The following is a 25575-nucleotide window of genomic DNA, read 5'->3' as shown; positions in this document are numbered from 1 at the left end:
CCAAACGCGCAGCATAACCACATGCCGCGTCCGGCGGGGTCAATCCGGGGCAAATGCGCGTCGCGGCGTGATGACAGCGCCATCATGCCCGCGACCACCTGAAACGCAGCCCACCGGGCAGGCGTTGACGTGACGGAACGTCAGGGCGCCGCGTCACGTCGAGGGAAAGGCGGGCGGGCCGCTAGAATGCCGCCATGCCCACCCTGCCCCTCACCCTCGCCGTCATCGCCCGCAACGAGGCCGCGACGATCGCGCGCTGCCTGGACAGCGTGCCGTTCGCGGCGGAGAAGCTGGTGGTGGATTCCGGCAGCGACGACGACACCGTGGGGGTGGCGCAGGCGCACGGCGCGCGCGTGGTGCGGCAGGACTGGCTGGGCTTTGGTCCGCAGCGCAACTTCGCCACCACGCAGTGCAGCCACGACTGGATCCTGGTGCTGGACGCCGACGAATGGCTGTCGCCGGAACTCGCCGCCGAGCTGGAACGCGAATTGCCCGCGCTGATGGCCAGCGCCGCGGCGGGCGCCGTCCTGCGCCGGCGCACCATCTACATGGGCCGGCCGCTGCACTGGTACCGGCCCAGCGTGGGCGAGAAGCTGGCGCGCATCTACCACCGCGGCCGCGGGCGCTGGACCGACGCGCGCGTGCACGAGTCGCTGCGCCTGGACGGCCGCGCGCCGGTGTTCAGGGCGCCGTTCGAGCACGCCAACAACCCCACGCTGGTGCACAAGCAGCTCAAGGTGCTGCGCTACTCGGAACTGAAGTGCCGCGACTGGCTGGACAAGGGCAAGCCCGAGCGGATGTGGCAGGCGCCGTTCGTGTACCTGCTGGCCTTCCTCAAGGACTACGTGTTCCGGCTGGCCTGCCTCGACGGCTGGCGCGGCTTCCTGATCGCCCAGACCGCAGCCAGCTACGCGCTGTACAAGCGCATGCGCTACTACGAGATGGTGAACAACCCCGCGTCGGTCGCGGAGGCGGCCGACGCTTTGAACAAGCACCACATCGAGCGTTGACCTGTACGTGACCACCAAGCTCAGGCTGGCGAATCCGCATGGCACGTTTGCTTCCTCTCCCCAAAGGGGGGAGGGGGAAAAGTAAGCTAGGCCCTTCTCTCCTCGAACACCCCCCATGCCCAAGCACTACCTCCTCTACGGTTCCGAGCGCTACGCGCTGGCCATCCTGCGGCCGATCCAGGCGGCGATCCGCGCGCGCGGCGACGAGGCGGCGTGGTTCTTCGACGGCCCGGGCGCCGAGGACCTGCACGCCGACGAGCGCCTGCTCTCGGTGGCCGAAGTGCGCACGTGGAAGCCGCTGGCGGTGATCACCTCGTCCAACGCGGTGCCGCACTTCTTTCCCGGCGTGAAGGTGGAAACCTTCCACGGCTTCGACGCGGGCAAGCCGCGGCACATCTACGTGCGCGGCTTCTTCGACCTGTACTGCACCACCGGCCCGCGCGACACCGCGCAGTTCCAGGCGCTGGCCGACCAGCTCGGCCACTTCAGCGTGATCGAGACGGGCTTCCCGAAGATCGACCCGTTCATGCGCGAGCTGGGCGGCGCCATCCCACCGGTGCGCACGCCGCCGGTGATCCTCTACCACTCCACCTTCTCGCCCTCGTGGAGCGCGGCAGAAAAGCTGTACGAGGAAGTGAAGCGTCTGTCGCGCGACGGCCGCTGGCGCTGGATCGTCAGCTTCCACCCGAAGATGAACCCGGAGACGGTGGCGAAGTTCAAGGCGCTGCAGAACGAGCACCTCACGTTCGCCGAGAACGACAACATCCTGGAGCTGTTCGGCCAGGTGGACATGATGTGCTCGGACACCAGCTCCGCGCTCAACGAGTTCCTGCTCACCGGCAAGCCGGTGGTGACCTTCGACAACCGCCGCCCCGGCCCGCAGCTGATCGACATCCACGACGCCAAGGATTTCGAGCCGGCGATCGAACGCGCGCTGAGCCGCCCGCCCGAGCTGATGCAGGCCATCCGCGCGTACGCCGACGCCATCCACCCCTACCGCGACGGCCGCTCCAGCGAACGGGTGCTGGACGCCATCGACACCTTCGTCGCCCGCGGCGGCAGGAACCGCCGCGCCAAGCCGTGGAACCTGTGGCGCAAGCTGAAGATCCGCCGCCGCATCGGCTACTGGGGGCCCGCGCGCTGGCCCCGCTGAGCGCGCATGCGGGTCCGCGACGCCGGCAGCGGCTAGAATCCCCGCGCCACCCGCGTCGAGCCTTCCCGTGACCCTGAACTCCTACAGTCGCTCCGAACACCTGCGCTCGCTCTGGCCCTGGCTGCCGCTGTGGGCGGCGGCGGCGCTGCTGGCGATCTTCGCGCACGGCCCGATGCCGCTGTACTCCACGCGCACGCTGGCGGTGGCATGGGAGATGTGGAACCAGCACCACTGGCTGGTGCCCCACATCAACGGCGAGCCCTACAGCGAAAAGGCGCCGCTGCTGTTCTGGCTGATCCATGCCGGCTGGTTCGTGTTCGGCGTCAGCGACGTGTGGCCGCGCGTGCTTGAGGTGGGCTTCGGCGGTGTCGAACTGGTGCTGGTCTCGATGCTGGCGCGGCGCCTGTTCCCCGCCCGCCCGTGGATGGCCAAGGCCGCGCCGTGGACCCTGCTGGCGCTGTCCTACGCGTTCCTGTTCGGCCTGCAGATCATGTACGACGTGCTGCTGGCGGCGTGGGCGCTGGGCGCGCTGCTGTGCCTGGCGCCCACCTCGCGCCGCGACGAGCCGCGCTGGTGGGGGTTCGGCCTGTGCATCGGCTTCGGCCTGCTCACCAAGGGACCGGTGATGCTGCTGCACGTGGCGTTCCCCTGGTTGCTCGGCCCGCTGTGGAGTGACTTCGCGCGCGGTCATCGCGCGCGCTGGTACGGCCGCGGCGCGCTGGCCGTGCTGCTGGGCCTGGCGATGCTGCTGGCCTGGGCGCTGCCAGCGGGCTTCGCGGGCGGCGAGGCGTACATGCATCGCCTGTTCTTCAGCCAGACCGCGGCGCGCGTGATCCACGGCGTGCAGACCGCCGAACCGCTGCAGAGCCACGCCCGCCCGGTGCTGTGGTACGTGCTGATGCTGCCGGCGCTGCTGTTCCCGTTCATCGGCTGGCCGCGCGCCTGGGTGGCCCTGGCCGCGCTGCGCAGGCCGCTGGAGCCTGGCCTGCGCTTCGCGCTCACCTGGGTGGTGCCGACCTTCCTCGTGTTCTCGCTCGTCCGCGGCAAGCAGCTCTACTACCTGCTGCCGGAACTCGCCGGCACGATGCTGCTGCTGTGCGCGGCGATTGCCACGCTGCGCGAACGCCGGCCGAAACTCGCCGGCACCGCCTGGCTGGGCACCTGGCCGCTGGGCGTGGGCAGCCTCGCCTTCGCCACGCTGCTGTTCGTGCTGCCCAACCTGGTGGCCGGCAACCACCTGCACGGCGAATGGCCCGACGCCTGCGCGCCGTACAGCCGCTACTTCGCCGTGGTGTTCCTGCTCCTGGGCCTGCTGCTGCTGCTGCGCGGGCGCGGCGAGCTGCGCCGGCTGGCGGTGGCGGGACTGGTCGCCACGCTGGCGCTCAACGCCCTGTTCACCCTCACCCTGTGGCCGCACTACGACCTGCGCCCGACTTCGCTGCTGCTGGGCGCGGCACAACAGGCCGGCCACGAGGTCGGCTACCTGGGCAACTACGAAGGCCAGTTCCATTTCCAGGGGCGGTTGCTCCGCCCGATCGCGGAGCTGCGCAGCGACGCGCAGCTGGCCGCGTTCGCCACGGCGCATCCCGACGGCCTGGTGGTGGAACATCCCTCGAAGGTCGATCCGCAGGCCTTGCGCTACGCACTGCTGGTACAGCCGTTCCGCTCGACGTGGCTGGTGGTCTGGCCTGCGGCCACGATTGCCGACCTGCGCAGCGGCACCACGCCGCCCGAGCCGGTCCAGCCGCCGCAGGTCTACACCGCCGACGGCGCGCGCGCGCGCCCGCAGCGGTGAGCAAGGACACGCTGATCGCCAGCCTGCGCAGCCAGTGCGGCGGTCCGCGCGACGGCGCCCTGCTGCGCTATGCGCTGGGCAATGCACTGCTGGATGCGGGCGATGCCGCGGCGGCCGCCGACGAACTGCGCCACGCGCTGCGCTTCGACCCACGCTACTCGGCAGCCTGGAAACTGCTGGGCAAGGCCTGCCTTGCCGCGGACGACCGCGCGGGCGCCGCCGAAGCCTGGCGGCAGGGCATCGCCGTGGCACTGGAGCGCGGCGACAAGCAGGCGGAGAAGGAGATGACGGTGTTCCTGCGGCGGCTGGAGCGCACAGACCGCGGCTGATCCCCGCGCGACGGCGTGTGGCGGGGCCGGACAAAGCAACGCGTTCCCGGCGCGCGCCCGAGACGAACCGAAGCCAGGGCGCCACTCCTGCAGGCGCGGGACAGGCAGAAGGGGACGTGGCTCGGCCACCGGCCGGTGAATGAGACCGCTTGGTCTCCGGCAGCGGACTCGCGCCTGTACCAGCCCCGCGGAAACGGCGCTCAGCGCTTCCGCGTCCGCGACGCCCCCAGTTTCCGCGTCAACGTGTTGCGCCCCACCCCGAGCGCGGCGGCCGCGTGCTGGCGATGCCCCCCGCGCGCGGCCAGCGCCGCCTCCAGCAGCACGCGATCCAGCGCCTCGCGCGCCCGCGCGTGGATGTCCGCCTCGCCATCGGCCAGCGCCTGCGCGGCCCAGGTGCGCAGGGCTTCGGTCCAGTCGCCGCTGCCGCTTGCCGGCGACTGCGCGCCGAGGTCGGTGGGCAGGATCTCCGCACCAGGCGCGATTACCGCGAGGCGGCGGCAGAGGTTTTCCAGCTCGCGCACGTTGCCGGGAAAATCGCGCTGCGCCAGCGCCTTCAGCGCGGCCTTGGCGAAGCGCTTGGGCGGCAGCTTCAGCTCCTGCGCGGCGGCGGCGAGGAAATGCTGCGCCAGCAGCGGGATGTCGGCGCGGCGCTCGCGCAGCGCCGGCAGCCCGATACGCACCACGTCGAGGCGGTGCTTGAGGTCGGCGCGGAACTGGCCGGCGGCCACGCGCGCGTCGAGGTCCTGGTGGGTGGCGGCGACGACGCGCACGTTGCAGCGGATCAGCTCGCGCCCGCCCACGCGGTAGAACTCGCCGCCGGCCAGCACGCGCAGCAGGCGCGTCTGCAGCGCCAGCGGCATGTCGCCGATCTCGTCGAGGAACAGCGTGCCACCCTCAGCCTGCTCAAAGCGGCCGGCCACGCGCCGCTGCGCGCCGGTGAAGGCGCCGGCCTCGTGGCCGAACAGTTCGCTTTCCAGGAGCTCGGAGGGAATCGCCGCGGTGTTGAGCGCCACGAAGGGCTGGTCGCGCCTGGCGCTTTCCTCGTGCAGCGCGCGCGCCACCAGTTCCTTGCCGGTGCCGGTTTCGCCGGTGACCAGCACGTTGAGATCGCTGGCCGCCACGCGACCGATCAGGCGGAACACCTCGCGCATGGCCGCGCTTTCGCCCAGCAGCGCGTGCGCGGGCGCCGGCAGGGGCGCGGCCGCCGCCTCGGCCGGAACGCCGTCGGCGAGCACGCGGCGCACCGTGGCCACGGCCTGGTCGAGGTCGAACGGCTTGGCGAGATAGTCCGCCGCGCCCGCGCGGTAGGCCGCCGCGGTGGTGGCCACGTCGGTGAACGCGCTCATCACGATCACCGGTCCGATGCCCTGCCGCTGCAGTTCCTCCAGCAGCTGCAGCCCGCTGGTGCCCGGCATCCGCACATCGGTGAGCAGCAGCGCGGGGCGCCGCGTGCGCAGCGCCTCGCGCACCGCGCCGGCGGCGTCGAACTCGCGCACGGCGAGGCCGGCATCGCGCAGCGCCGCGGCCAGCACGAAGCGCACGCCGCGGTCGTCGTCGACGATCCAGATCTCCTCATTCATGCCCGCGCTCCAGCGGCAGGTACAGGGAAAACACCGTCTCGCCCGCACGACCGCTGCAGCGCAGTTCGCCGCCGTGCTCGTGGGCGATCTCGCGCGACAACGCCAGGCCCAGGCCGGTGCCGTCGGCGCGGCCGGACACCAGCGGCTCGAACAGCGTGTCGTGCAGTTCCGCGGGCACGCCCGGGCCGTCGTCGATCACGTCGACGCGCAGCGCGCTACGCAGCATGCGCGCGCCGGCGCGCACGCCATGCTCGGCGCGCGTGCGCAGGGTGAGCGTGCGGGCGCCGGCCTCGACCGCGTTGCGCGCGAGGTTCAGCAGCACCTGCTGCAGGCGATCCGCGTCACCGCGCACGTCGGGCAGACTGGGATCGTAGTCGTGGCGCAGGCGCGGCGGCGAAGGCGCGGCCTGCAGCAGCTCGCTCAGGCGATCGAGCAACTGGTGGATGTTCACCGCGCCCGGCTGCGCGGCGTGGTCGCGGTGCAGCAGCCGGTTCGCCAGTGCGGCGAGGCGGTCGGCCTCGTCGATGATCAGGCCGGCCAGCGCCTGCAATTCCGTGCCGTCGACGCGGCGCTGCAGCAGTTGCGCCGCGCCGCGCAGGCCGGCCAGCGGATTCTTCACCTCATGCGCGAAACCGCGCAGCGTGGCCGACAGCGGCGAAGCCGCCTGCGACCGCGCAGCCAGCGCATGCACTTCCAGCAGCAGGCCGCCCTCGCCATCTGGCTGCATGCCGAGGTCGACCTCGAGCGTGCGTTCGTCGAAGGCGGACAGCACGGCCTCCCGGAGCTGCACGAAACGCGCCTCGTCCAGCGCGCGGCGTGCTTGCGCCAGATCCTCCGGCGCGGGCAACCACAGTGCCAGCGGCTGGCCCACCGTGCTGCGCGTGCCGCTGCCCAGCAGCTCGGCCAGTGCGGGGTTGAGCCAGCGCACGCGCAGGTCCGCATCGACCAGGGCCACCCCGGTCGCCAGCTGCTCCGCCCATGCCTGCCACGGCTGCCCGTTCATTGCACCATCATGGTGGTTGCCCCATCGTGGTGCAACACGCCCTTCGCCTGCCGATCGCCCAAACGACAAGGGGGAAGGCCGCGCCCTCCCCCTTGCCACGCGGTCCATGACCGGAAGCCCGCTTACAGCGCGTAGTACATCTGGAATTCCAGCGGGTGCGTGCTGGCGCGGTAACGGGTGACCTCCTGCATCTTCACGCCGATGTAGGCGTCGATGAAGTCGTCGGTGAACACGCCGCCGGCCTTGAGGAAGTCGCGGTCCTTGTCCAGCGCTTCCAGCGCCTGGTCGAGGCTGGAACACACCTGCGGGATGTTCTTCTCCTCTTCCGGCGGCAGGTCGTAGAGATCCTTGTCGGCCGGGGCGCCCGGGTCGATCTTGTTCAGGATGCCGTCGAGGCCCGCCATCATCAGCGCGGTGAACACCAGGTAGCCGGAGTTCATCGGGTCGGGGAAGCGCACCTCGATGCGGCGGCCCTTCGGGCTGGCCACGTACGGGATGCGGCAGCTCGCCGAGCGGTTGCGCGCCGAGTAGGCCAGCATCACCGGCGCCTCGAAGCCCGGCACCAGGCGCTTGTAGCTGTTGGTGGTGGAATTGGCGAACGCGTTGATCGCCTTGGCGTGCTTGAAGATACCGCCGATGTACCACAGCGCGGTCTGGCTGAGGCCGCCGTACAGGTCGCCGGCAAACAGGTTCTCGCCGTTCTTCGACAGCGACTGGTGCACGTGCATGCCCGAGCCGTTGTCGCCCACGATGGGCTTGGGCATGAAGGTGACGGTCTTGCCGTTCTGGTGGGCCACGTTCTTGATGACGTACTTCATCGTCAGCAGTTCGTCGGCCTTCTTCACCAGCGTGTTGAACTTCACGCCGATCTCGCACTGGCCGGCGTTGGCCACCTCGTGGTGGTGCACCTCGACCTTCTGGCCCAGCGACTCCAGCACCTTGCACATGTCGGCGCGCAGGTCGCCCAGCGAGTCGACCGGGCTGACCGGGAAGTAGCCGCCCTTCACGCCCGGACGGTGACCCATGTTGCCGTCCTCGTACTTGAAGCGCGAGCTCCACGCTGCCTCGTTCGACTCGATCTCGTAGAACACGCGGCCCATGTCGTTCTGCCAGCGGATCGAGTCGAAGATGAAGAACTCCGGCTCCGGCCCGAAGAAGGCGGAATCGGCGATGCCGGTGGACTTCAGGTAGGCCTCGCCGCGCTTGGCGATCGAACGCGGATCGCGACCGTAGGCCTGCAGGGTGCTGGGTTCCAGCACGTCGCAATGCAGCACCAGCTGGGTGTGCTGGCTGAACGGGTCGAGGTAGGCAGTGTCGGGATCGGGCATCAGGATCATGTCCGACTCGTTGATGCCCTTCCAGCCGGTGATCGAGGAGCCGTCGAACATCTTGCCGTCCTCGAAGGTCGACTCGTCGATGGCGTGCGCCGGGAAGGTGACGTGGTGGTGCTTGCCGAGCATGTCGGCAAAGCGGAAGTCGACGAACTCGACCTCGTGTTCAACGATCAGGTCGAGCACTTTCTGGGCGGTCATGGCGGAACCTCGGCGAGCGTGGGCGGGAACGGATGGAAAGGATGCGCTGGACTGAGCAAGGTCGATGCCAAGCCGTGCATTCCGCGTGAATTCATGGGCTTGGCAAGCCGGCGCACCTTGTTCACCACATGATACGCGCCAAATTGGTGCATTCATTCCCTTTGTTGCACCAATGCGGGACACGACAATCCTTTTGTCCTTGAGCAAAGGAATCGCCTTCGAATCGCCATCCGGAATGCGTAAGCTGTACCGCTGCGCGGTCGCTATGGTGGCGCTCGCCCCATACCGACGAGTGCACCCGTGACCGATCTCATCAACGTCATCTTGCTTGGCATTATCGAGGGCATCACCGAGTTCCTGCCGATTTCCTCCACCGGCCACCTGCTGATCGCCGAGCACTGGCTGGGCGCGCGCTCGGACCTGTTCAACGTGGGCATCCAGGCCGGCGCGATCCTGGCAATCACCCTGGTGTACTGGAAGCGCATCTGGGAGCTGCTGACACAGTGGCGCGAACCGGCCACGCGCGACTACCTGTTCAAGCTGACGGCGGCCTTCCTGATCACCTGCGCGCTGGGCCTGGTCGTCACGCACTTCGGCTTCAAGCTGCCCGAGACGGTGACGCCGGTCGCCTGGGCGCTGGTGATCTGCGGCTTCTGGATGATCGGCGCAGAGGCGCTGGCGGCGAAGCAGGCGGACCGCACCGAGGTGACGTGGCTGGTGGCGATCCTGGTGGGCATCGCACAGATGGTGGCGGGCGTGTTCCCCGGCACCTCGCGTTCCGGCGCGACGATCTTCGCCGCGATGCTGTTCGGTACCAGCAACCGCGCGGCGGCCACGGAGTTCGCGTTCCTGGTGGGTATCCCCACCATGTACGCGGCCACCGGCTACGAGCTGCTGAGGGTATGGAAGGACGGCGGCGCCGCGCACGAGGACTGGAGCGCGCTGATCGTCGGCTTCGTAGTCTCGTTGATCGTCGCCTTCATCGCGGTGAAGTGGCTGCTCGGCTACATCCGCACGCACCGCTATACCGTCTTCGCGGTCTACCGCATCGCGCTGGGCGTGGCCTTGCTGCTGCTGTTGCCGGGCGCCTGAGTGCCGTCGGGCGGCCTTGCGCATGTCAGCATCCGGCAGGCCGGCAGGTTGCTGCGCTCGAACAGTTCGTGCACCCATTCCAGGAAGGCCTGCACGCGCGCGGAGAGGTGCTTCTTCTGCGGATAGACCAGCCACACCGGCGAACCGGTGGAGATGGTGTCCTCCATGATCACCTTGAGCTTGCCGTAACCGATCGCACTGGCAGCCAGCCAGTGCGGGATCTGGATGATGCCCAGCCCCGCCATCGCTGCCTGGATCACTGATTCGCCGTCATTGATCAGGAGGTGCGCGTCCACGTCCAGGGCGATGCGGCCGTCCGGCGTGTCGAACTGCCACTGGTAAGCGCGGCCGCTGGTGGGATAGACGTAATTGATGCAACGGTGGCGCTTGAGATCCTCGATGGTGGCCGGCGTGCCGTGGCGTTCCAGGTAGGCCGGCGCGGCGCACAGCACGTTGCTGAAGTAGCCCAGCTTGCGCGCGATCAGGTTGGAATCCTCCAGCTCGCCCATGCGGATCGCGCAATCGATGCCCTCCTCGATCAGGCCGATGTTGCGGTCGCTCATCGACAGCTCCAGCCGGATGTCGGGGTAACGGGCCTCGAAGTCGGCCAGGTTGGGAATCAGGGCCGCACGGCCCACCGACACGTTGACCGCCACGCGCAGCTTGCCGCTGGGCTTGGTGCGCGCGTAATTCAACGCCTCCACCGCCTCGCCCAGGTCGGCCAGGATCGCCTTGCAGCGCTGGTAGAACGACTCGCCGTCGTCGGTGAGTCGCAGCGCCCGCGTGCTGCGGAACAGCAGGCGCACGCCGATCTGCTCTTCCAACCGCGACACCGCGCGGCTCACCCCGGACGGCGTCATGCCCAGCTGCACGGCGGCGGCGGCGAAACTGCGGGCCTCGACCACGCGGACGAAGCTCGTTATTGCCGAGAAATCTTCCATACCTGTCATTGTGCCGCCATTCGTGACTGACCGTCACTAGTGGAGTTCACAAATTGGGGTTTTTCTGTACCCGTCGGTATACCTATTATTCGCCTCCCCCAATCGTGCTGCATTGCCGCACGATCTCATCCCAGGGAGCGCGAAGATGAAGAAGAAACTGATCCTGGCCGGCCTCGTCGTGGTGGCGGTTGCCGGCAGCTGGGCCCTGCTGGGCGAGCATGGCGGCAGCCACGCCCAGGCCGCCGGCGCCGGCGGCGCCCTGCCGGAAGTGACCGTGGCCCCCGCACTGCTTCGTCCAGTGAGCAGCAGCGCCGATTTCACCGGCCGCGTGCAGGCGGTGGACAGCGTGCAGGTGCGTCCGCGCGTGGGCGGCTACGTGGAGTCGGTGTCGTTCAAGGAGGGCGCGCTGGTGCACAAGGGCGACGTGCTGTTCCGCATCGACCCGCGCCCGTTCCAGGCCGAGGTGGACCGGCTGGCCGCCAACCGCAGCCAGGCACAGGCCGAACTGGGCCTGGCGCAGGCCAATGCCCAGCGCGGCCGGCGCCTGCTCGAGCAGCACGCGATCGCGCAGGAGGAGGCCGACCGCCTCGACACCGCCGCGCAGAGCGCGCGTGCGGCGCTCGCCGCGGCCGACGCCGCGCTGGCCACCGCGAAGCTCAACCTCGGCTTCACCGAGGTGCGCGCGCCGATCGATGGGCGCGTCAGCAACGTGCACATCACCCCCGGCAACCTGGTCACCAGCGCCGACGTGCTGACCAGCGTGGTCTCGGTGAACCCGGTCTACGTGTACTTCGACGTGGACGAGCACACCTGGCTGAAGCTTGACCACCTGCGCGCCAAGGCGACGAGGGATGGCGGCAGCCCGCACATCGAGGCTTCGATGGAGCTGGCCGACGAGAGCGGCTACCCGCATACGGGCCGCATCGACTTCGTCGACAACCAGTTGCACACCGACTCCGGCACGATGCGGCTGCGCGCGGTATTCGACAACAAGGACAGCCTGTTCACCCCCGGCCTGTACGCGCGCATCCGCCTGCAGAGCGGCCAGCCGCAGCCGCGCCTGCTGATCGACGACCGCGCCGTGGGCACCGACCTCGGCAACCAGTTCGTCTACGTGGTGGACGCCCAGCACAAGGTGCAGTACCGCAAGGTCACCACCGGCGCGCTCTACCACGGCCTGCGCGTGGTCGACAGCGGCCTCGCACCCGGCGACGTGGTGGTGGTGAACGGCCTGCAGCGCGTGCGCCCCGGCGCCGAGGTGAACCCGCAGCAGGTGGCGATGGACTACCGCCTCGACGCCCGCGACAAGGCAGTGGTGCAGGCAGACGGCCACGGCGATTCGCGCACCGCGATGGCCACGGCGCCCAGGCGCGAACCGCAAGGCTGAGCCGGTCGCTTCTCTTCCTCTCCCCTCGGGGAGAGGACCGAGGTGAGGGGCCGATCTTGCGAAAGCTCTCCCTACCTATCGACACCCGAAAAGCGCATTGCCGAAGCCCGAGCGCATAGGCAAGCCCCGACCCCTCACCCCAGCCCTCTCCCCGGAGGGGAGAGGGGGTCGGCACCCTGGAGTCATCGAGACAAACCATGAAAAACATTGCCCAGTTTTTCGTCGACCGGCCGATCATGGCCGCCGTGCTGTCGCTGCTGTTCGTGATCACCGGCTCCATCGCGGTGTTCCAGCTGCCGATCAGCGAATACCCCGAAGTGGTGCCGCCCACCGTGGTGGTGCGCGCCAACTACCCCGGCGCCAACCCCAAGGTGATCGCCGAGACCGTCGCCACGCCGCTGGAAACGCAGATCAACGGCGTGGAGGGCATGCTCTACACCTCCTCGCAGGCCACCAGCGACGGCGTGATGACGCTCACCGTGACCTTCGCGCTGGGCACCAACCTCAACGACGCCCAGGTGGAAGTGCAGAACCGCGTGGCGCAGGCGCTGCCGCGCCTGCCCGAGGAAGTGCAGCGGCTCGGCGTCACCACGCAGAAGAGCTCGCCCGACCTCACCATGGTGGTACACCTCACCTCGCCCGACAAACGCTACGACATGCTGTACCTGTCGAACTTCGCGCGGCTGCACGTCAAGGACGTGCTGGGTCGCCTGAACGGCGTGGGCGACGTGCAGATCTTCGGCGCCGGCGAATACTCCATGCGCGTGTGGCTGAACCCGGACAAGCTGGCCCAGCGCGGCCTTACCACCGGCGATGTGGCGAACGCGATCCGCGAGCAGAACGTGCAGGTGGCGGCCGGCGCACTGAACGCGCCGCCGGTACGTGGCAACGCCGACTTCCAGCTCAACATCAACACGCAGGGCCGGCTCAGCACGGTGGATGATTTCCGCAACATCGTGCTGCGCACCGACGCCGACGGCGCCACCGTGCACCTGGGCGACGTGGCGCGGGTGGAGCTGGGCTCGAACCAGTACGCGCTGCGCAGCCTGCTGGACAACCAGCCGGCGGTGGCGATCCCGATCTTCGCCCGGCCCGGCTCCAACGCGATCCAGATCTCCGACGAGGTGCGCGCCACCATGGCGCGGCTGAAGAAGGAGTTCCCGCAGGGCATCGACTACCACATCGTCTACGACCCCACCGTGTTCGTGCGCGGCTCGATCGAGGCGGTGGCGCACACCCTGCTGGAGGCGATCCTGCTGGTGGTGCTGGTGGTGATCCTGTTCCTGCAGACCTGGCGCGCGTCCGTCATCCCGCTGATCGCGGTGCCGGTGTCGCTGATCGGCACCTTCGCGGTGATGTACCTGGTGGGCTTCTCGCTCAACGCACTGAGCCTGTTCGGCATGGTGTTGGCCATCGGCATCGTGGTGGACGACGCGATCGTGGTGGTCGAGAACGTGGAGCGCCACATCGAGCTGGGGCAGTCGCCCAAGGAGGCGACGCGCAAGGCGATGCACGAGGTCACCGGGCCGATCGTGGCGACCGCGCTGGTGCTGTGCGCGGTGTTCATCCCCACCGCCTTCATCAGCGGCCTCACCGGCGAGTTCTACCGCCAGTTCGCGCTGACCATCGCGATTTCCACGGTGATCTCGGCGTTCAACTCGCTGACCCTCAGCCCGGCGCTGGCGGCGATCCTGCTGCTGCCGCACGGCGCGCCGAAGGACCGCCTCACCCGTGCCATCGACCGCCTGTTCGGCTGGCTGTTCCGTCCGTTCAACCGGCTGTTCCAGCGCGGCGCCGAACGCTACGTGGCAGGCACCCGCCGCATGCAGGGCAAGGGCGCGGCCGCGCTGGTGCTGTACGCCGGGCTGATCGCGCTCGCCGCGTTCGGCTTCTGGCACGTACCCACCGGCTTCGTGCCCACCCAGGACAAGCAGTACCTGGTGTCGTTCGCGCAGCTGCCCGACGCCGCCTCGCTGGACCGCACCGAGGACGTGATCAAGCGGATGAGCGCAATCGCGCTGAAGCAGCCGGGCGTGCAGAGCGCGGTGGCCTTCCCCGGCCTGTCGGTGAACGGCTTCACCAACTCCAGCAACGCCGGCATCGTGTTCGTCACGCTGAAGCCGTTCGACGAACGCCGCAGCGCGGACCTCTCCGCTGGCGCGATCGCCGGCGCGCTGAACGCGAAGTTCGCCGCGATCCAGGACGCCTACATCGCGGTGTTCCCGCCGCCGCCGGTGATGGGCCTGGGCACGATCGGCGGCTTCCGCCTGCAGGTGGAGGACCGCGGCCAGGTCGGCTTCGACGAGCTGTACAAGCAGACGCAGAACCTGATCGCGGCGGGCCGCAAGGACCCCATGCTGGCCGGGCTGTTCTCCAGCTTCCAGGTGAACGTGCCCCAGGTGGAGGTGAACGTGGACCGGGCCAAGGCGAAGGCCGAGGGCGTGAACCTGGGCGACGTCTACCAGACCATGCAGGCCTACCTCGGCTCGCTCTACGTCAACGACTTCAACCGCTTCGGCCGCACCTACCAGGTGAACCTGTCCGCCGAGCCGCAGTTCCGCAGCGACCTCGAGGACATCAGCCAGCTGAAGACGCGCAATGCCAAGGGCGAGATGGTGCCGCTGGGCTCCTTCGTCACCGTGCGGCACGGCGCCGGCCCGGACCGCGTGATGCACTACAACGGCTACCCCACCGCCGAGATCAACGGCGGCCCGGCGCCGGGCTACAGCTCGGGCCAGGCACAGACGGAGATCGAGAAGCTGGCGCGCCAGGTGCTGCCGAACGGCATGAGCTTCGAGTGGACCGACCTCACCTACCAGCAGATCCTCGCCGGCAACACCGCGGTGCTGGTGTTCCCGCTGTGCGTGCTGCTGGTGTTCCTGGTGCTGTCCTCGCTGTACGAGAGCTGGTCGCTGCCGCTGGCGGTGATCCTGATCGTGCCGATGGTGCTGCTGTCCGCGATCGCCGGCGTGTGGCTGAGTGGCGGCGACAACAACATCTTCACCCAGATCGGACTGATCGTGCTGGTGGGCCTGGCCTGCAAGAACGCGATCCTGATCGTGGAGTTCGCCCGCGAACGCCAGCTCGAAGGCATGAGCCGCCACGAGGCGGTGCTGGAGGCGGCACGACTGCGGTTGCGTCCGATCCTGATGACCTCGATCGCCTTCATCATGGGCGTGGTGCCGCTGGTCACCTCGCACGGCGCGGGCGCCGAGATGCGTCACGCGATGGGCGTGGCGGTGTTCTCCGGCATGCTCGGCGTGACCCTGTTCGGCCTGCTCTACACCCCGCTGTTCTACGTCGTGATCCGCGCCCTGGTGGAGCGCCGCGAAGCGCGCAAGCACGCGCAGGCGGACGCACGGCCGGCGCTGGAGGGCCATTGAGATGAAGCACCTGTTCCGTAGTAATACCGCACTGTTCGCTGCACTCGTGCTGGCCGGCTGCGTCAGCGTGGGGCCGGACTACCGCAAGCCCGCCACACCGGCGCCACAGCTGCAGGGCCTGGACGCGGCGCGCGAAAGCGCCGCGCAGTTCCAGGCCCGGTGGTGGAAGCAGTTCGGCGATCCCACCCTGGACGCGTTGATCCAGCGCGCGGCGGCGAACAACCTCGACCTGCGCATCGCGGTGGCGCGCCTCGCCGAATCGCGTGCCCTGCTCGGCGGCGCGAAGTCGCAGTACCTGCCCGACGTGCAGACCGTCGCCTCGTACAGCCGCAGCCGCGAGCAGACGCCCGGCGTCAGCACCCGGCGCAGCACGGTGACTGCCTACCAGGCAGGCTTCGACGCCAGCTGGGAGATCGACGTGTTCGGCGGCGTGCGCCGTTCGGTGGAGGCCGCGCGCGCCGACCTCGGCGCCAGCGAGGCCGCCCTGCACGACGCGCAGGTGAGCCTGTTCGCCGAGGTGGCGCGCAACTACTTTGACCTGCGTGGCGTGCAGCAGCGGCAGGACATCGCCAGGCGCGACATCGCCAACCAGCAGGACACGCTGAAGCTGATCCGCGCCCGCGCCGAGGTGGGCACGGCGTCCGACCAGGACGTGGCCAGCGCCGAGGCCCAGCTCAGCGCGGTGGAGGCGCAGCTGCCCCTGCTCGACATGCAGGCGCACGCCGACGCCTACCGCCTCGCGGTGCTGCTGGGCGAGCAGCCCGGCGCGCTGGACGTCGACGTCTCGCCGGGGACGTTCAAGCCGATCGACGCCGTGCTGCCGATCGGCGCCGCCGGCGACGTGCTGGCGCGCCGCCCCGACGTGCGCATCGCCGAACGCGAATACGCCGCCGCCAATGCGCGCATCGGCGTGGCCAAGGCGGACTTCTTCCCGCACTTCTCGCTGGGCGGCTTCCTCGGCTTCCTCGCCGGACGCAGCAACGACTTCGGCAGTCCGTCCACCCGCGCCTGGTCGATCGCGCCGAGCATCAGCTGGAACGGTCTCAACGTGCAGCGCGTGCGCAGCGAACTGCACGCCGCGGAAGCGCGTGCCGATGCCGCTCAGGCCAACTACCAGCGCACCGTGCTGGAAGCCGTGGAGGACGTGGACAACGCCGTGGTGGGCTACAACCTGCAGCATGCACGTGTCGAGAAGCTGCTCGCGCAATCGCAGCAGAGCCGCCGCGCCGCCGAACTGGCCAAGGTGCGCTACGAACAGGGCGCCACCGGCTACCTCGAGCTGCTCGACGCACAGCGCGTGCAGCTCGCCGCGGACGACGCGCTGGCGCAGGCGCAGGCCGCCATCGACACCCGTGCGGTGGCGCTGTACAAGGCGCTGGGCGGCGGCTGGCAGGCCTGCGGCGACGACGCGCGCTGCGCGCCGGTCGCCACCGCGGTGGCCGACGTGCCATGAGCGCGTCGCGCAGGCGGGCGGCCGCGGATGCGGCGGCGGTGCCGCTGCATCGCGTGGCCCTGGTCAGCGGCGCCAACCGCGGGCTGGGCTTCGAGGTGGCGCGCCAGCTCGCCGCACGCGGCTACAGCGTGCTGCTGGGCGCGCGCGACCTCGCCAAGGGACGGCAGGCCGCGAAGCAGATCGACGGCGACGTCACCGCCGTGCCGCTCGACGTCACCGACGCGCGGCAGATCGCCGAGCTTGCCGCCTGGATCGAGCGCGAACACGGCCGCCTCGACGTGCTGGTGAACAACGCCGGCGGCCACGCCGACAGCGGCGCGCGTGCCGAAAGCGCGGCACCCGCCGACGTGCGCGCCGCGCTGGAGACCAACCTGCTCGGCGCCTGGCAACTGAGCAGCGCGCTGCTGCCGCTGATGCGCCGGCACCGTTACGGCCGCATCGTCAACGTCACCAGCGGCTGTGCCGGCGTCGCCGCGCCCGACGCGGTCGGCTACCCCGCCTACCGCGTCTCCAAGGCCGCGCTCAACGCCTACACCCGCGCGCTCGCCGCGGAACTCGCCGGCAGCGGCATCCTGGTCAACGCGGTATGCCCCGGCTGGCTCGCCACCGGTCTCGGCGGCCCCGGCGGCGGCCCGGTGGAACGCGGCGCCGCCAGCGTGGTCGCCGCCGCCTGCCAGCCCGAGCCTGGCGTCAACGGCGCACTGCTGCGCGACGGCCAGCGCATCGCGTGGTGAGGCGCGCCATCATCCTCGGTGGAGAAACCGATCCCATGCCGCAAACCGACCGCATCAATCGCCGCGTGCTGCTCGCCAGCCGCCCGCACGGCCTGCCGAGCCTGCAGGACTTCCGCCTCGACGAAGCACCCTTGCCCGAGCCGGGTGAAGGCCAGGTGCTGCTGCGCACGTTGTATCTCTCGCTCGATCCCTACATGCGCAACCTGATGAACGCCGAAGGCGCGCGCTACGCGCCCGCGGTGGCCGTGGGCGCGCCGATGGTGGGCGGCACGGTGAGCCGCGTGCTGACTTCGCGTCATCCGGATTTCCGCGTGGACGAACTGGTGCTGGGCAACGCGGGCTGGCAGGACTACGCGCTGTCCGACGGCAGCGACCTCAGCCCGCTGGGCGACATGGCGCAGCCTTCGCTGGCCTTGAGCGCACTGGGCATGACCGCGTTCACCGCGTATGTCGGCCTGCTCGACATCGGCCAGCCGCAAGCAGGCGAAACCGTGGTGGTGGGCGCCGCCACCGGCGCGGTGGGTGCCGTGGTGGGCCAGCTCGCCAAGCTGAAAGGCGCGCGCGTGGTCGGCATCGCCGGCGGCGCGGACAAGTGCCGCCTCGCGGTGGAGCAACTCGGCTACGACGCCTGCCTCGACCGCCACGCGCCGCAACTGGCCGCACGCCTCGCCGCCGCCTGCCCGCGCGGCATCGATGTGTATTTCGAAAGCGTGGGTGGCGTGGTGCTGGATGCCGTGCTGCCCCTGCTCAACGACCACGCCCGCGTACCGGTGTGCGGCGTGATCGCGCACTACAACGACGACGCGCCGGCCACCGGCCGCGACCACCGCCCCGAGCTGCTCTCCACCGTGCTGCAGCGGCGCATCCGCATGCAGGGCTTCGTGATCCTCGACCACTACGCTGCGCGCTACGCCGAGTTCCGTCACGAGATGGGCGAATGGCTCGCCAGCGGCCAGGTGAAGGCGCGCGAGGACGTGGTCGACGGCCTGGAACGCGCGCCCGAGGCCTTCATCGGTCTGCTCGAAGGACGCAACGCGGGCAAGCTGGTGGTACGCGTGGCCGGAGGCTGAATCGCTACTTGTCGAGTCCGGTGTGCGCCGAGTACAGCGCACGCCAGCGGCCGCCCACGTAGACGAACACGTCCGAGGAATACAGCTTGCCCTTCGTCGCGGGCGCGCTGCTCACGAAGCTGAGGATCGCGGTGTCGCCCTGGATCGTCACCTGCTGGTCCACCGGGTGCGCCTGCTGCCACGCGGCCACCTTGCGCTTCATCTCGTCCGAGCCGCCGTTCTTCGCGGCATGCGCCACGATCGCGGCCTTGGTGGCGAACGTGCCGGCCACGTTCACCGAGCGGTAGCCCGGCAACAGCATGCCGTCCAGCCAGGCGGCATCGCCGCCCTCCTCGGCTTCCAGCCAGTGCTGGTCCACCGCCTTCACCGCGGCGGCGGTGTGCGCGGTTTCGTCCGCGGCGACCGTGCTGTCCCGTGGCGCGGCCACGGCCTGCGCGCCGATCCCGGCGACGCCCAGCGACAAGCCCGCGCACGCAAGGCGCGCAAGGGCACGATGGCAAGTGGGGTAAGGCATGGTGTCGTCCCGTTGATGCGGCGACAGTGCCGCAGGAACAGCCTGCACGACGCATGCGCCGCACGCCTCGGCTCCGGGGTGAGCGATGGCGTGGTGGTGACGAACGGTCGCCGCGGGCGCACCGGCGGCGGGGCGGCAACCACCCATCCGCCTGCGCCTGCCGCTGGTCACGGCGAGCACTCCGGCCGTCACGCCTCGCGCGACAGTCGTCGACGCCTGCGCCAGTTTGCCCCGGGAGGTGCGTCCACGCGCGGGCGCACCACCGGAGAGGAGTGATGACGATGCGCCTGTCGACAGCCTTCGCGGCCTGGATGAGTCTTGCATCCGCTGCGGCCATGGCCGGTCATGCGCCGGACGCGCCCGCGATCTTCGCGCCGGACGCGATCCCCACCGGCGCCGACGACGGCGCGGCCGCATTCACGCCGGACGGCGCCACGGTCTATTTCATGCGCGGCACCGGCGACGGTTCGACGCTGATGGCATCGCATCGCCGCAACGGTCGCTGGTCGACGCCGGCGCCGGCACCGTTCTCCGGCCGTTGGCGCGACCTCGACCCCGCGATGGCGCCGGACGGTTCGTTCCTGCTGTTCGCGTCCAACCGCCCGGCCACGCCGGGCGGCCCGCCGCTCGACGCGGTGCACGCCGGCAAGCGCTATCCCGGACACGGCATGAACCTGTGGCGGGTGGACCGGCAGGGCGACCACTGGAGCACACCGGTACGCCTGCCCGCTGTCGTCAACCGCTGTTCCCTGATCGGCGCGCCGAGCATCGCCGCCGACGGCAGCCTCTACTTCATCGGTTGCGCCGGGCCGCATGGCGATTTCACGCTGCTGCGCTCCGCGTATCGCAACGGCCAATACGAAACACCCCGCGCGGTCGCGCTGGGCGATGCGGACGCCATGATCCGCGATCCCGCCATCGCACCCGACGGCTCGTTCATCGTGGTCAGCATCAAGCACGCTGCGCAGCAACCCTATCGCCTCGCCATCGCGTTCCGCACCCCGGACGGCTGGAGCGCGCCGCAGGATCTCGGCGACACCGTCAACCGCGGCACGGAAAGCATGGGCGCCCAGCTCGGCCCCGACCGCCGCACGCTGTACTTCTACAGCGACCGCCGCGCCGTTGGCGCGCAAGCGAAGGCGGCGTGGAACAACGGCCACGACCACATCTGGCAGGTGTCGCTGGCGCCGTGGCTGGACGCGCACGGCGGGCGCAGTCGCTGAGGTCCCGGCCACCCTTCCTTCCCTGCACGAGGAGCTGTTCATGCATTGCCGACACCTGGTTCCGACCCTCGCCGTGGCCCTGGGCATCGCCGTCTCCGCGTCGCCGGCGCGGGCGGCGGCGGATGCCGTGACGTCTCCCGCCGCGGGCCCCTGGACGGAGGCGCACGACGCCTCGCCCGCCTTCGCGCCGGATGGCGACACCGTGGTGTTCACCCGCGGCGTCGGCACGGCACGTCGGCTGTACGTGGCGCATCGCCAGGGCAGCACCTGGTCGGCGCCGGTGCGCGCGCCGTTCTCCGACCGCTGGATGGATTTCGAGCCGGCGATGGCGCCGGACGGCAGCTACCTGGTGTTCGTTTCCAACCGCCCGGCGAACGGCGAAGGCAAGGCATTGGACGGCGACTGGGGCGGCAAGCCGCAACCGGGCCGCGGCGGCAACCTGTGGCGGGTGGACCGCCACGGCGACGGCTGGGGCACGCCGGTGCGCCTGTCCGACCGCGTGAACGCCAGCCACTCCACCTTCTCGCCCGCGGTGGGCAAGGACGGCAGCCTCTTCTTCGTGCGGGTGAACCGCGGCAACGGCGCGTTCCGGCTCTACCGCAGCCGTTGCAAGCAGGCCACCTGCCAGCCAGCGCAGCCGCTGGCGCTCGGCGCGGGCGGGGACCGCTCGGACTACGACCCGGCGGTGGCGCCGGACCAGTCGTTCCTCGTCTTCAGCTCCGACCGGCCGCCGGCGCCGTCGAACGGCGGCGACCTGTTCATCGCCTTCGCCACGCCGGGCGGCTGGAGCGCGCCGACCGACCTCGGTGTCGCTGGCGACGAGGCGCGCCTGGGCCCGGACCACGCCACGCTGTACTACAGCGCACCCGACCACCGCATCCACCGCGTGTCGCTGGCGTCCTGGCTGGCGCGCCATGCAGCGGCCACGCGCTGACAAGCACCGCCGTCCTTCCCCCGCACCTCCCACGAGAACCCCATGCACCGACTGCGTTGCGCGCGCCGCAGACCGCCCCTCTTCCGCGTGGTCGCCGCACCGCTCATGGCCACCGGCCTGGCGCTGCTCGCCACGACCGCGTCGGCACAGGTCGGCGTCACGCAGGCCAAGGTCGCGGACGGACTCGCACCGCTGGCCTGGTTCGTCGGGCACTGGCGCTGCGCGGGCCGGTTCGCGAACGGCAAGCCGATCGCTTCCCGCGAAACGTTCGCCATCGAACTCGGGGGGCAATGGCTGCACATGCGGCACACGGACGATCCGCCGAACCGCTACCTCGCGGACGCGTGGTGGGGCTACGACAAGGCCGCGAAGCATTTCCGCGTGACGGTGTTCGACAACTTCGGCGGCGACCGGCGCTATGCCTCGCCCGGCTGGGTGGGCGACACGCTGGCGCTGGAGAACACCGCGACCGGCGGCTGCCTCGACCGCTTCGTGTTCCGGCGCCACGGCGACGATGCCTACCGCGTCACCTACACCTACCGGAACCGCAGCGGCGCATGGCAGCTGGGCGACGAGCAGTCCTGCACGCGCGACACGCGGATCCCGCGCTCCTAGGCCAGGCGCCGGCAATGCCTTCAGGCACTTTCGCGCGCCGCCGCCGCCGCGCACACTGGTCCGCCATCGGGTGGTACGCCAGCGAGGATCCCGTGCCTGACCGCAGCGCAACGCAGCGACTGAAAACCTGGGGACTGATCTTCGGCTTCTGGACGCTGCTGGCGCTGTCGTACGCGCTCAGCGGCGGGCTGTCCTCGATCAGCGAGGGCGATCCGCCGAACTGGCTGCGCAACCTGTCCTGGAACCTCGGCAACTTCTGGCTGTGGATGGCGCTGGTGCCGCTGCTGGGCTGGCTGGGGCGGCAGACCGCGGGGCGCGGCTGGCGGCGCTTCTGCGCCGTGCACGTACCGGCCTCGCTGGCAGTGGGGCTGGCGCAGATGCTCGGCCACCTGGTGCTGTTCTGGTTCCTGTCCGGCCCCGGCCGCATGCCGGTGCACACGCTGGGCCAGTACCTGCGCATGGAGTTCGCCTACAGCTACCACCTGGCGGTGCTCACCTACTGGATCGTGCTGGCGGCGCTGCGCGGACTGGAGTCGCGCCGCCGCCTGCGCGATGAACAGCTGCGCAGCGCCCTGCTGGAGTCGCAGCTGGCGCAGGCGCAGCTGCAGGCGTTGCGCATGCAGCTGCAGCCGCACTTCCTGTTCAACACGCTCAACGCGATCTCCGCGCTGGCGCTGGCCGATCCGCTGCAGGCGCGGCTGATGATCGCCCGCCTCAGCGACTTCCTGCGCCTCACGCTGGAGGAACGCCACGCGCCGCAGGTGCCGCTGGCGCGCGAGCTGGAATTCCTGCGCTGCTACCTCGACATCCAGCAGGTGCGCTTCCAGGACCGGCTCGGCACGCGGCTGGACGTGGCCGAGGACACGCTGCGCGCCGCGGTACCCAACCTGATCCTGCAGCCGCTGGTGGAGAACGCGCTGCGCCACGGCCTGCTGGCCAAGGCCGAGCCCGGCCACCTGCGGGTGGCCGGCCACCGCGACGGCGACGAGCTGGTGCTGCGCGTGGACGACGACGGCCTCGGCCTGCCGCCCGACGGCGCCAGCGAAGGCATCGGCCTCACCAACACCCGCGCCCGGCTGGCGATGCTGTTCGGCGCCGACGCACGCATGGAACTGCTACCCCGCGACGGCGGTGGCACGCGGGTGGAACTGCGCCTGCCGTTCCGCGAGCTGGCCACATGAACACCGCGCCCATCCGCGCCCTGCTGGTGGACGACGAGGTGCTGGCGCGCCTCGCACTGCGCCAGGCGCTGGCCGCGCATGCCGACGTGGAGATCGTCGGCGAATGCGGCAACGCCGCCGAGGCGCAGCAGGCGATCCAGGCGCTGGCGCCGGAGCTGCTGTTCCTCGACATCCGCATGCCCGGCATGGACGGCTTCAAGCTGCTGCACCAGCTCAAGCCGCAGGCGCTGCCGATGGTGGTGTTCACCACCGCCTACGGCCAGCACGCGCTGCGCGCCTTCGACGCCGGCGCGCTGGACTACGTGCTGAAGCCGATCGACCAGGCCCGCTTCGACCAGGCGCTGGAGCGCGTGCGCCGGCACTGGCACGGCCTGCAGTCGCCCGCGGCGACCTCGGCGCATGCCAACACCCACCTGCAGCGCATCAGCGTGCGCGTGGGCGAGCACATCCGCGTGGTCGCGGTCGACGCCATCGACTGGATCCGCGCCGATGGCAACTACGTGCAGATCCACGCCGACGGCAGCCGCTACCTGCACCGCGAAACCCTGAGCCACCTGCTCGCCACGCTCGACCCCGCCCGCTTCCTGCGCATCCACCGCGGCGTGATCGTCAACGTGGACCGCATCCGCGAAGTGCACCCGCTGTTCAACGGCAACGCCGAGATCGTGCTGCGCGACGGCACCCGGCTGGATTTGAGCCGGCGGTTCCGGGCCGGGGCGCGCCTCGTGCTTGGGTTGCCCTGACGTCCAGGCACCGATCCGCCGGCGCGGAGGTATCAGCCAGGCGAGCGGCGGTGATCAGATACGCTGGTACATATCATCGGATTTCCGAAAGCGGGGAATGGCCGCTTGCGACCCGAAGCGGACATACAACGGATGAGCCGAGAGACGGAGGATGGCGGTGACTACATTAAAAGTGGTGGAGAATGACCGGCACTGGATGTATTTCCTTTCCCTTGAAGAGGACATCATTCGGCTATCACGAAATATTGAATTCTCAGAGAGAAATATGGACGTTTTTTCAATTGAAACTACGCGAATATTTCTTGCGACATGTTCCGAAGTTGACGTGTTGTTGAAGACGCTGGCGGCGCCTCATGTTGCGAAGGAAAGGAAAAATCTTAACATTGGAGACTGCCGCGCCGCGTTGGAAGATAGATATCCCATAATAAAAGAGGCGATCGTACCAATCCCTAGATTCCAGTTGCGACTCTCCCCTTTTGCGAGCTGGACGGAAAAAAAGCAGCCAGCGTGGTGGGACGATCATACTTTAGTTAAGCATCAGCGATACGATTATTATGCGAAGGCAACAGTTCGGAATCTCCTCAGCGCATTAGCGGGACTGTTGGTCGTTGCTTTGGCTTACATTCAAGAAACGGGATGGCACGTGGTAAGGCCTGCTCCCACTGTCATGCATCCTTATTGGAAACAGGCTTCTTATTGCCTGGATGCGCATGGCCACCTGATCGACCTAAGGCCTGAACACCTCCGCCCCGAGGGTTGCTAAGGGGTGACTATCCCTGGCAGTAGCCAGCCTAGCAACCCCGCCCGAGACGGGGAGAGGGGGCTCCGAAGGGTCAAGTTCGCGCATACCAAGCGTCGTTTATCCAGCCGGGCCAACACCATGAAGAAGACGTATGCGCTAAGTGCGAGCGAGATAAAGCCGATCGCTGTGGGCACGCTTCCGACCCGGCTGTGACCGAAAGGCACAGGCTAGTACCTGAATCTGTGGTCAATCGTTTCATCCGTGACAGAATGATCGGATACGCCTCTCCCGACGAAGCCTCTGCCGAGTCCGGCGAAGGAGACGAAGGGTAACGCCTCGTTGGATGGTGTCAGAATCTCTTGGTCCGATCGTATGCGTATAACCGGACCTATGGCTCCGCATATTTGTTACTTAGTCACTACGGGGAAATCCTTGTGCAAGCATCGAGCTTCGAAGAGTTACACGCGCTACTTGTTCCATTTCGTGGCGACAAGCGCTGGCTCTTCCGTGGGCAGAGTGATGCGCAGTGGCCCCTGCTACCCAAGGCTGGACGCCCGCAATACTCTGAGGTTGATGACGCATTGGTGTTTGAAGCTTGGAAAAGGCAGGCAATTGAATTTGTGAGCCGTGTGCCAGCCTCAGATTGGGAGTGGCTAGCTATCGCGCAACATCACGGGCTAGCTACTCGCCTTCTAGATTGGAGCATGAACCCACTGTATGCCGCATTCTTTGCTGTCCGCGACAATGCAGAGCGAGATGCAAGTATCACAGCGGTGAAATTCAAGCATAAAGTCGTGCCCGAAAAGGCGAAACCGTTTGAGTTCAAAGACGTTGCGATTCATCTTCCGCAGCGTGTTGTCCCGCGAATTACGCGACAGGGTGGTGTTTTTTCAATTCATCCAAACCCCGAGCGGCCACTTACGCCCAAGTCGTCAGCAATATCGGAGATGAAAATCATAACTATCCCTAGCTCCGCGAGGGCTCGTCTCAAAGCCGAACTCTCTTTTTACGGCGTCAATGCACTGTCTTTGTTTCCTGATCTAGATGGGTTGGCGGAATTCACCAATTGGTCTATAGAAAGCAAAGAATACTGGACAAAGTATGGCTAGTTAGTTGTCAATAATTTTCTTCGGCAGACAGTCACTCCTTCACCCGGTCTGC

At 68.9% G+C, this 25575-nt stretch carries 22 protein-coding genes; 17 read left to right on the top strand and 5 right to left on the bottom strand.

Annotated elements, in window-relative coordinates; all coding sequences use genetic code 11:
* Positions 1-194: 194 nt before the first annotated feature.
* The 4 genes from ACQGNW_RS04535 (at position 195) to ACQGNW_RS04520 (ending at position 4287) form a co-directional block, all read left to right on the top strand.
* Positions 195-1010 carry a glycosyltransferase family 2 protein gene (locus ACQGNW_RS04535; RefSeq protein WP_426661924.1) on the top strand — a complete coding sequence of 272 codons (816 nt, stop codon included), beginning with the start codon at positions 195-197 and terminating at the stop codon, positions 1008-1010.
* 115 nt (positions 1011-1125) lie between these two features.
* Entirely contained in the window at positions 1126-2163 is a 1038-nt protein-coding gene (locus ACQGNW_RS04530; RefSeq protein WP_426661923.1) for a CDP-glycerol glycerophosphotransferase family protein, read from the top strand.
* A gap of 67 nt (positions 2164-2230) precedes the next feature.
* Positions 2231-3958 carry an ArnT family glycosyltransferase gene (locus tag ACQGNW_RS04525; RefSeq protein WP_426661922.1) on the top strand — a complete coding sequence of 576 codons (1728 nt, stop codon included), beginning with the start codon at positions 2231-2233 and terminating at the stop codon, positions 3956-3958.
* Positions 3955-4287, top strand: a complete 333-nt coding sequence (locus ACQGNW_RS04520) for a tetratricopeptide repeat protein (protein WP_426661921.1) — start codon at positions 3955-3957, stop codon at positions 4285-4287. The genes ACQGNW_RS04525 and ACQGNW_RS04520 overlap by 4 nt, the downstream gene beginning before the upstream one ends.
* Positions 4288-4487: 200 nt before the next feature.
* Here ACQGNW_RS04520 and ntrC read toward each other — a convergent pair whose 3' ends face one another.
* The 3 genes from ntrC to glnA form a co-directional block, all read right to left on the bottom strand.
* The gene (gene ntrC / locus ACQGNW_RS04515; RefSeq protein WP_426661920.1) at positions 4488-5867 is read right to left on the bottom strand and encodes a nitrogen regulation protein NR(I); all 1380 of its coding nucleotides are present in this window, start codon (positions 5865-5867) and stop codon (positions 4488-4490) included.
* A complete protein-coding gene (locus tag ACQGNW_RS04510; RefSeq protein ID WP_426661919.1) occupies positions 5860-6870 on the bottom strand; it encodes a two-component system sensor histidine kinase NtrB in 1011 nt (336 codons plus the stop codon). Before ACQGNW_RS04510 ends, ntrC begins: the two co-directional genes overlap by 8 nt.
* A 122-nt stretch (positions 6871-6992) precedes the next feature.
* Positions 6993-8402 carry a type I glutamate--ammonia ligase gene (glnA, locus tag ACQGNW_RS04505; RefSeq protein WP_426661918.1) on the bottom strand — a complete coding sequence of 470 codons (1410 nt, stop codon included), beginning with the start codon at positions 8400-8402 and terminating at the stop codon, positions 6993-6995.
* 300 nt (positions 8403-8702) lie between these two features.
* On the opposite strand from glnA, the gene ACQGNW_RS04500 reads away from it, so the two are divergent.
* The gene (locus ACQGNW_RS04500; protein ID WP_426661917.1) at positions 8703-9494 is read left to right on the top strand and encodes an undecaprenyl-diphosphate phosphatase; all 792 of its coding nucleotides are present in this window, start codon (positions 8703-8705) and stop codon (positions 9492-9494) included.
* On the opposite strand, the gene ACQGNW_RS04495 is transcribed toward ACQGNW_RS04500, so the two are convergent.
* A complete protein-coding gene (locus tag ACQGNW_RS04495) occupies positions 9443-10435 on the bottom strand; it encodes a LysR family transcriptional regulator (RefSeq protein WP_426661916.1) in 993 nt (330 codons plus the stop codon). The two genes, ACQGNW_RS04500 and ACQGNW_RS04495, sit on opposite strands and share 52 nt — an antisense overlap.
* Positions 10436-10580: 145 nt before the next feature.
* Between ACQGNW_RS04495 and ACQGNW_RS04490 the strand changes: the two genes are divergently transcribed.
* From ACQGNW_RS04490 to ACQGNW_RS04470, 5 genes are all read left to right on the top strand, one after another.
* Positions 10581-11822: an efflux RND transporter periplasmic adaptor subunit gene (locus tag ACQGNW_RS04490; RefSeq protein WP_426661915.1), complete on the top strand. Its 1242-nt coding sequence runs from the start codon at positions 10581-10583 to the stop codon at positions 11820-11822.
* A 197-nt stretch (positions 11823-12019) separates the two neighbouring features.
* The gene (locus ACQGNW_RS04485) at positions 12020-15205 is read left to right on the top strand and encodes an efflux RND transporter permease subunit (RefSeq protein ID WP_426661914.1); all 3186 of its coding nucleotides are present in this window, start codon (positions 12020-12022) and stop codon (positions 15203-15205) included.
* Between the two features lies 1 nt (position 15206).
* A complete protein-coding gene (locus tag ACQGNW_RS04480) occupies positions 15207-16658 on the top strand; it encodes an efflux transporter outer membrane subunit (RefSeq protein WP_426661913.1) in 1452 nt (483 codons plus the stop codon).
* The gene (locus ACQGNW_RS04475) at positions 16655-17392 is read left to right on the top strand and encodes an SDR family NAD(P)-dependent oxidoreductase (protein WP_426661912.1); all 738 of its coding nucleotides are present in this window, start codon (positions 16655-16657) and stop codon (positions 17390-17392) included. The genes ACQGNW_RS04480 and ACQGNW_RS04475 overlap by 4 nt, the downstream gene beginning before the upstream one ends.
* 35 nt (positions 17393-17427) lie before the next feature.
* Positions 17428-18462, top strand: a complete 1035-nt coding sequence (locus ACQGNW_RS04470; RefSeq protein WP_426661911.1) for an NADP-dependent oxidoreductase — start codon at positions 17428-17430, stop codon at positions 18460-18462.
* Positions 18463-18466: 4 nt separating this feature from the next.
* Here the strand turns inward: ACQGNW_RS04470 and ACQGNW_RS04465 are convergent, their stop codons facing one another.
* Entirely contained in the window at positions 18467-18976 is a 510-nt protein-coding gene (locus ACQGNW_RS04465; RefSeq protein ID WP_426661910.1) for a nuclear transport factor 2 family protein, read from the bottom strand.
* Positions 18977-19257: 281 nt separating this feature from the next.
* On the opposite strand from ACQGNW_RS04465, the gene ACQGNW_RS04460 reads away from it, so the two are divergent.
* The 7 genes from ACQGNW_RS04460 (at position 19258) to ACQGNW_RS04430 (ending at position 25523) form a co-directional block, all read left to right on the top strand.
* A complete protein-coding gene (locus tag ACQGNW_RS04460) occupies positions 19258-20199 on the top strand; it encodes a TolB-like translocation protein (RefSeq protein ID WP_426661909.1) in 942 nt (313 codons plus the stop codon).
* A gap of 40 nt (positions 20200-20239) precedes the next feature.
* Positions 20240-21133, top strand: a complete 894-nt coding sequence (locus ACQGNW_RS04455; RefSeq protein ID WP_426661908.1) for a TolB family protein — start codon at positions 20240-20242, stop codon at positions 21131-21133.
* 42 nt (positions 21134-21175) lie between these two features.
* Positions 21176-21748, top strand: a complete 573-nt coding sequence (locus ACQGNW_RS04450; protein ID WP_426661907.1) for a hypothetical protein — start codon at positions 21176-21178, stop codon at positions 21746-21748.
* Between the two features lie 92 nt (positions 21749-21840).
* Entirely contained in the window at positions 21841-22929 is a 1089-nt protein-coding gene (locus tag ACQGNW_RS04445; protein WP_426661906.1) for a sensor histidine kinase, read from the top strand.
* Positions 22926-23672, top strand: a complete 747-nt coding sequence (locus ACQGNW_RS04440; protein ID WP_426661905.1) for a LytR/AlgR family response regulator transcription factor — start codon at positions 22926-22928, stop codon at positions 23670-23672. Before ACQGNW_RS04445 ends, ACQGNW_RS04440 begins: the two co-directional genes overlap by 4 nt.
* A gap of 157 nt (positions 23673-23829) precedes the next feature.
* Positions 23830-24435, top strand: coding sequence for a hypothetical protein (locus ACQGNW_RS04435; RefSeq protein ID WP_426661904.1), 606 nt, complete (start codon positions 23830-23832; stop codon positions 24433-24435).
* A 413-nt stretch (positions 24436-24848) separates the two neighbouring features.
* Entirely contained in the window at positions 24849-25523 is a 675-nt protein-coding gene (locus ACQGNW_RS04430) for an FRG domain-containing protein (RefSeq protein WP_426661903.1), read from the top strand.
* The last annotated feature ends 52 nt before the right edge of the window (positions 25524-25575 follow it).

This window comes from Rhodanobacter aciditrophus (assembly GCF_050026795.1).
In the GTDB taxonomy this organism is placed as follows: domain Bacteria; phylum Pseudomonadota; class Gammaproteobacteria; order Xanthomonadales; family Rhodanobacteraceae; genus Rhodanobacter_A.
Note: the sequence above shows the minus strand (reverse complement) of the source record. Positions and strands in the feature narration are given on the sequence as shown.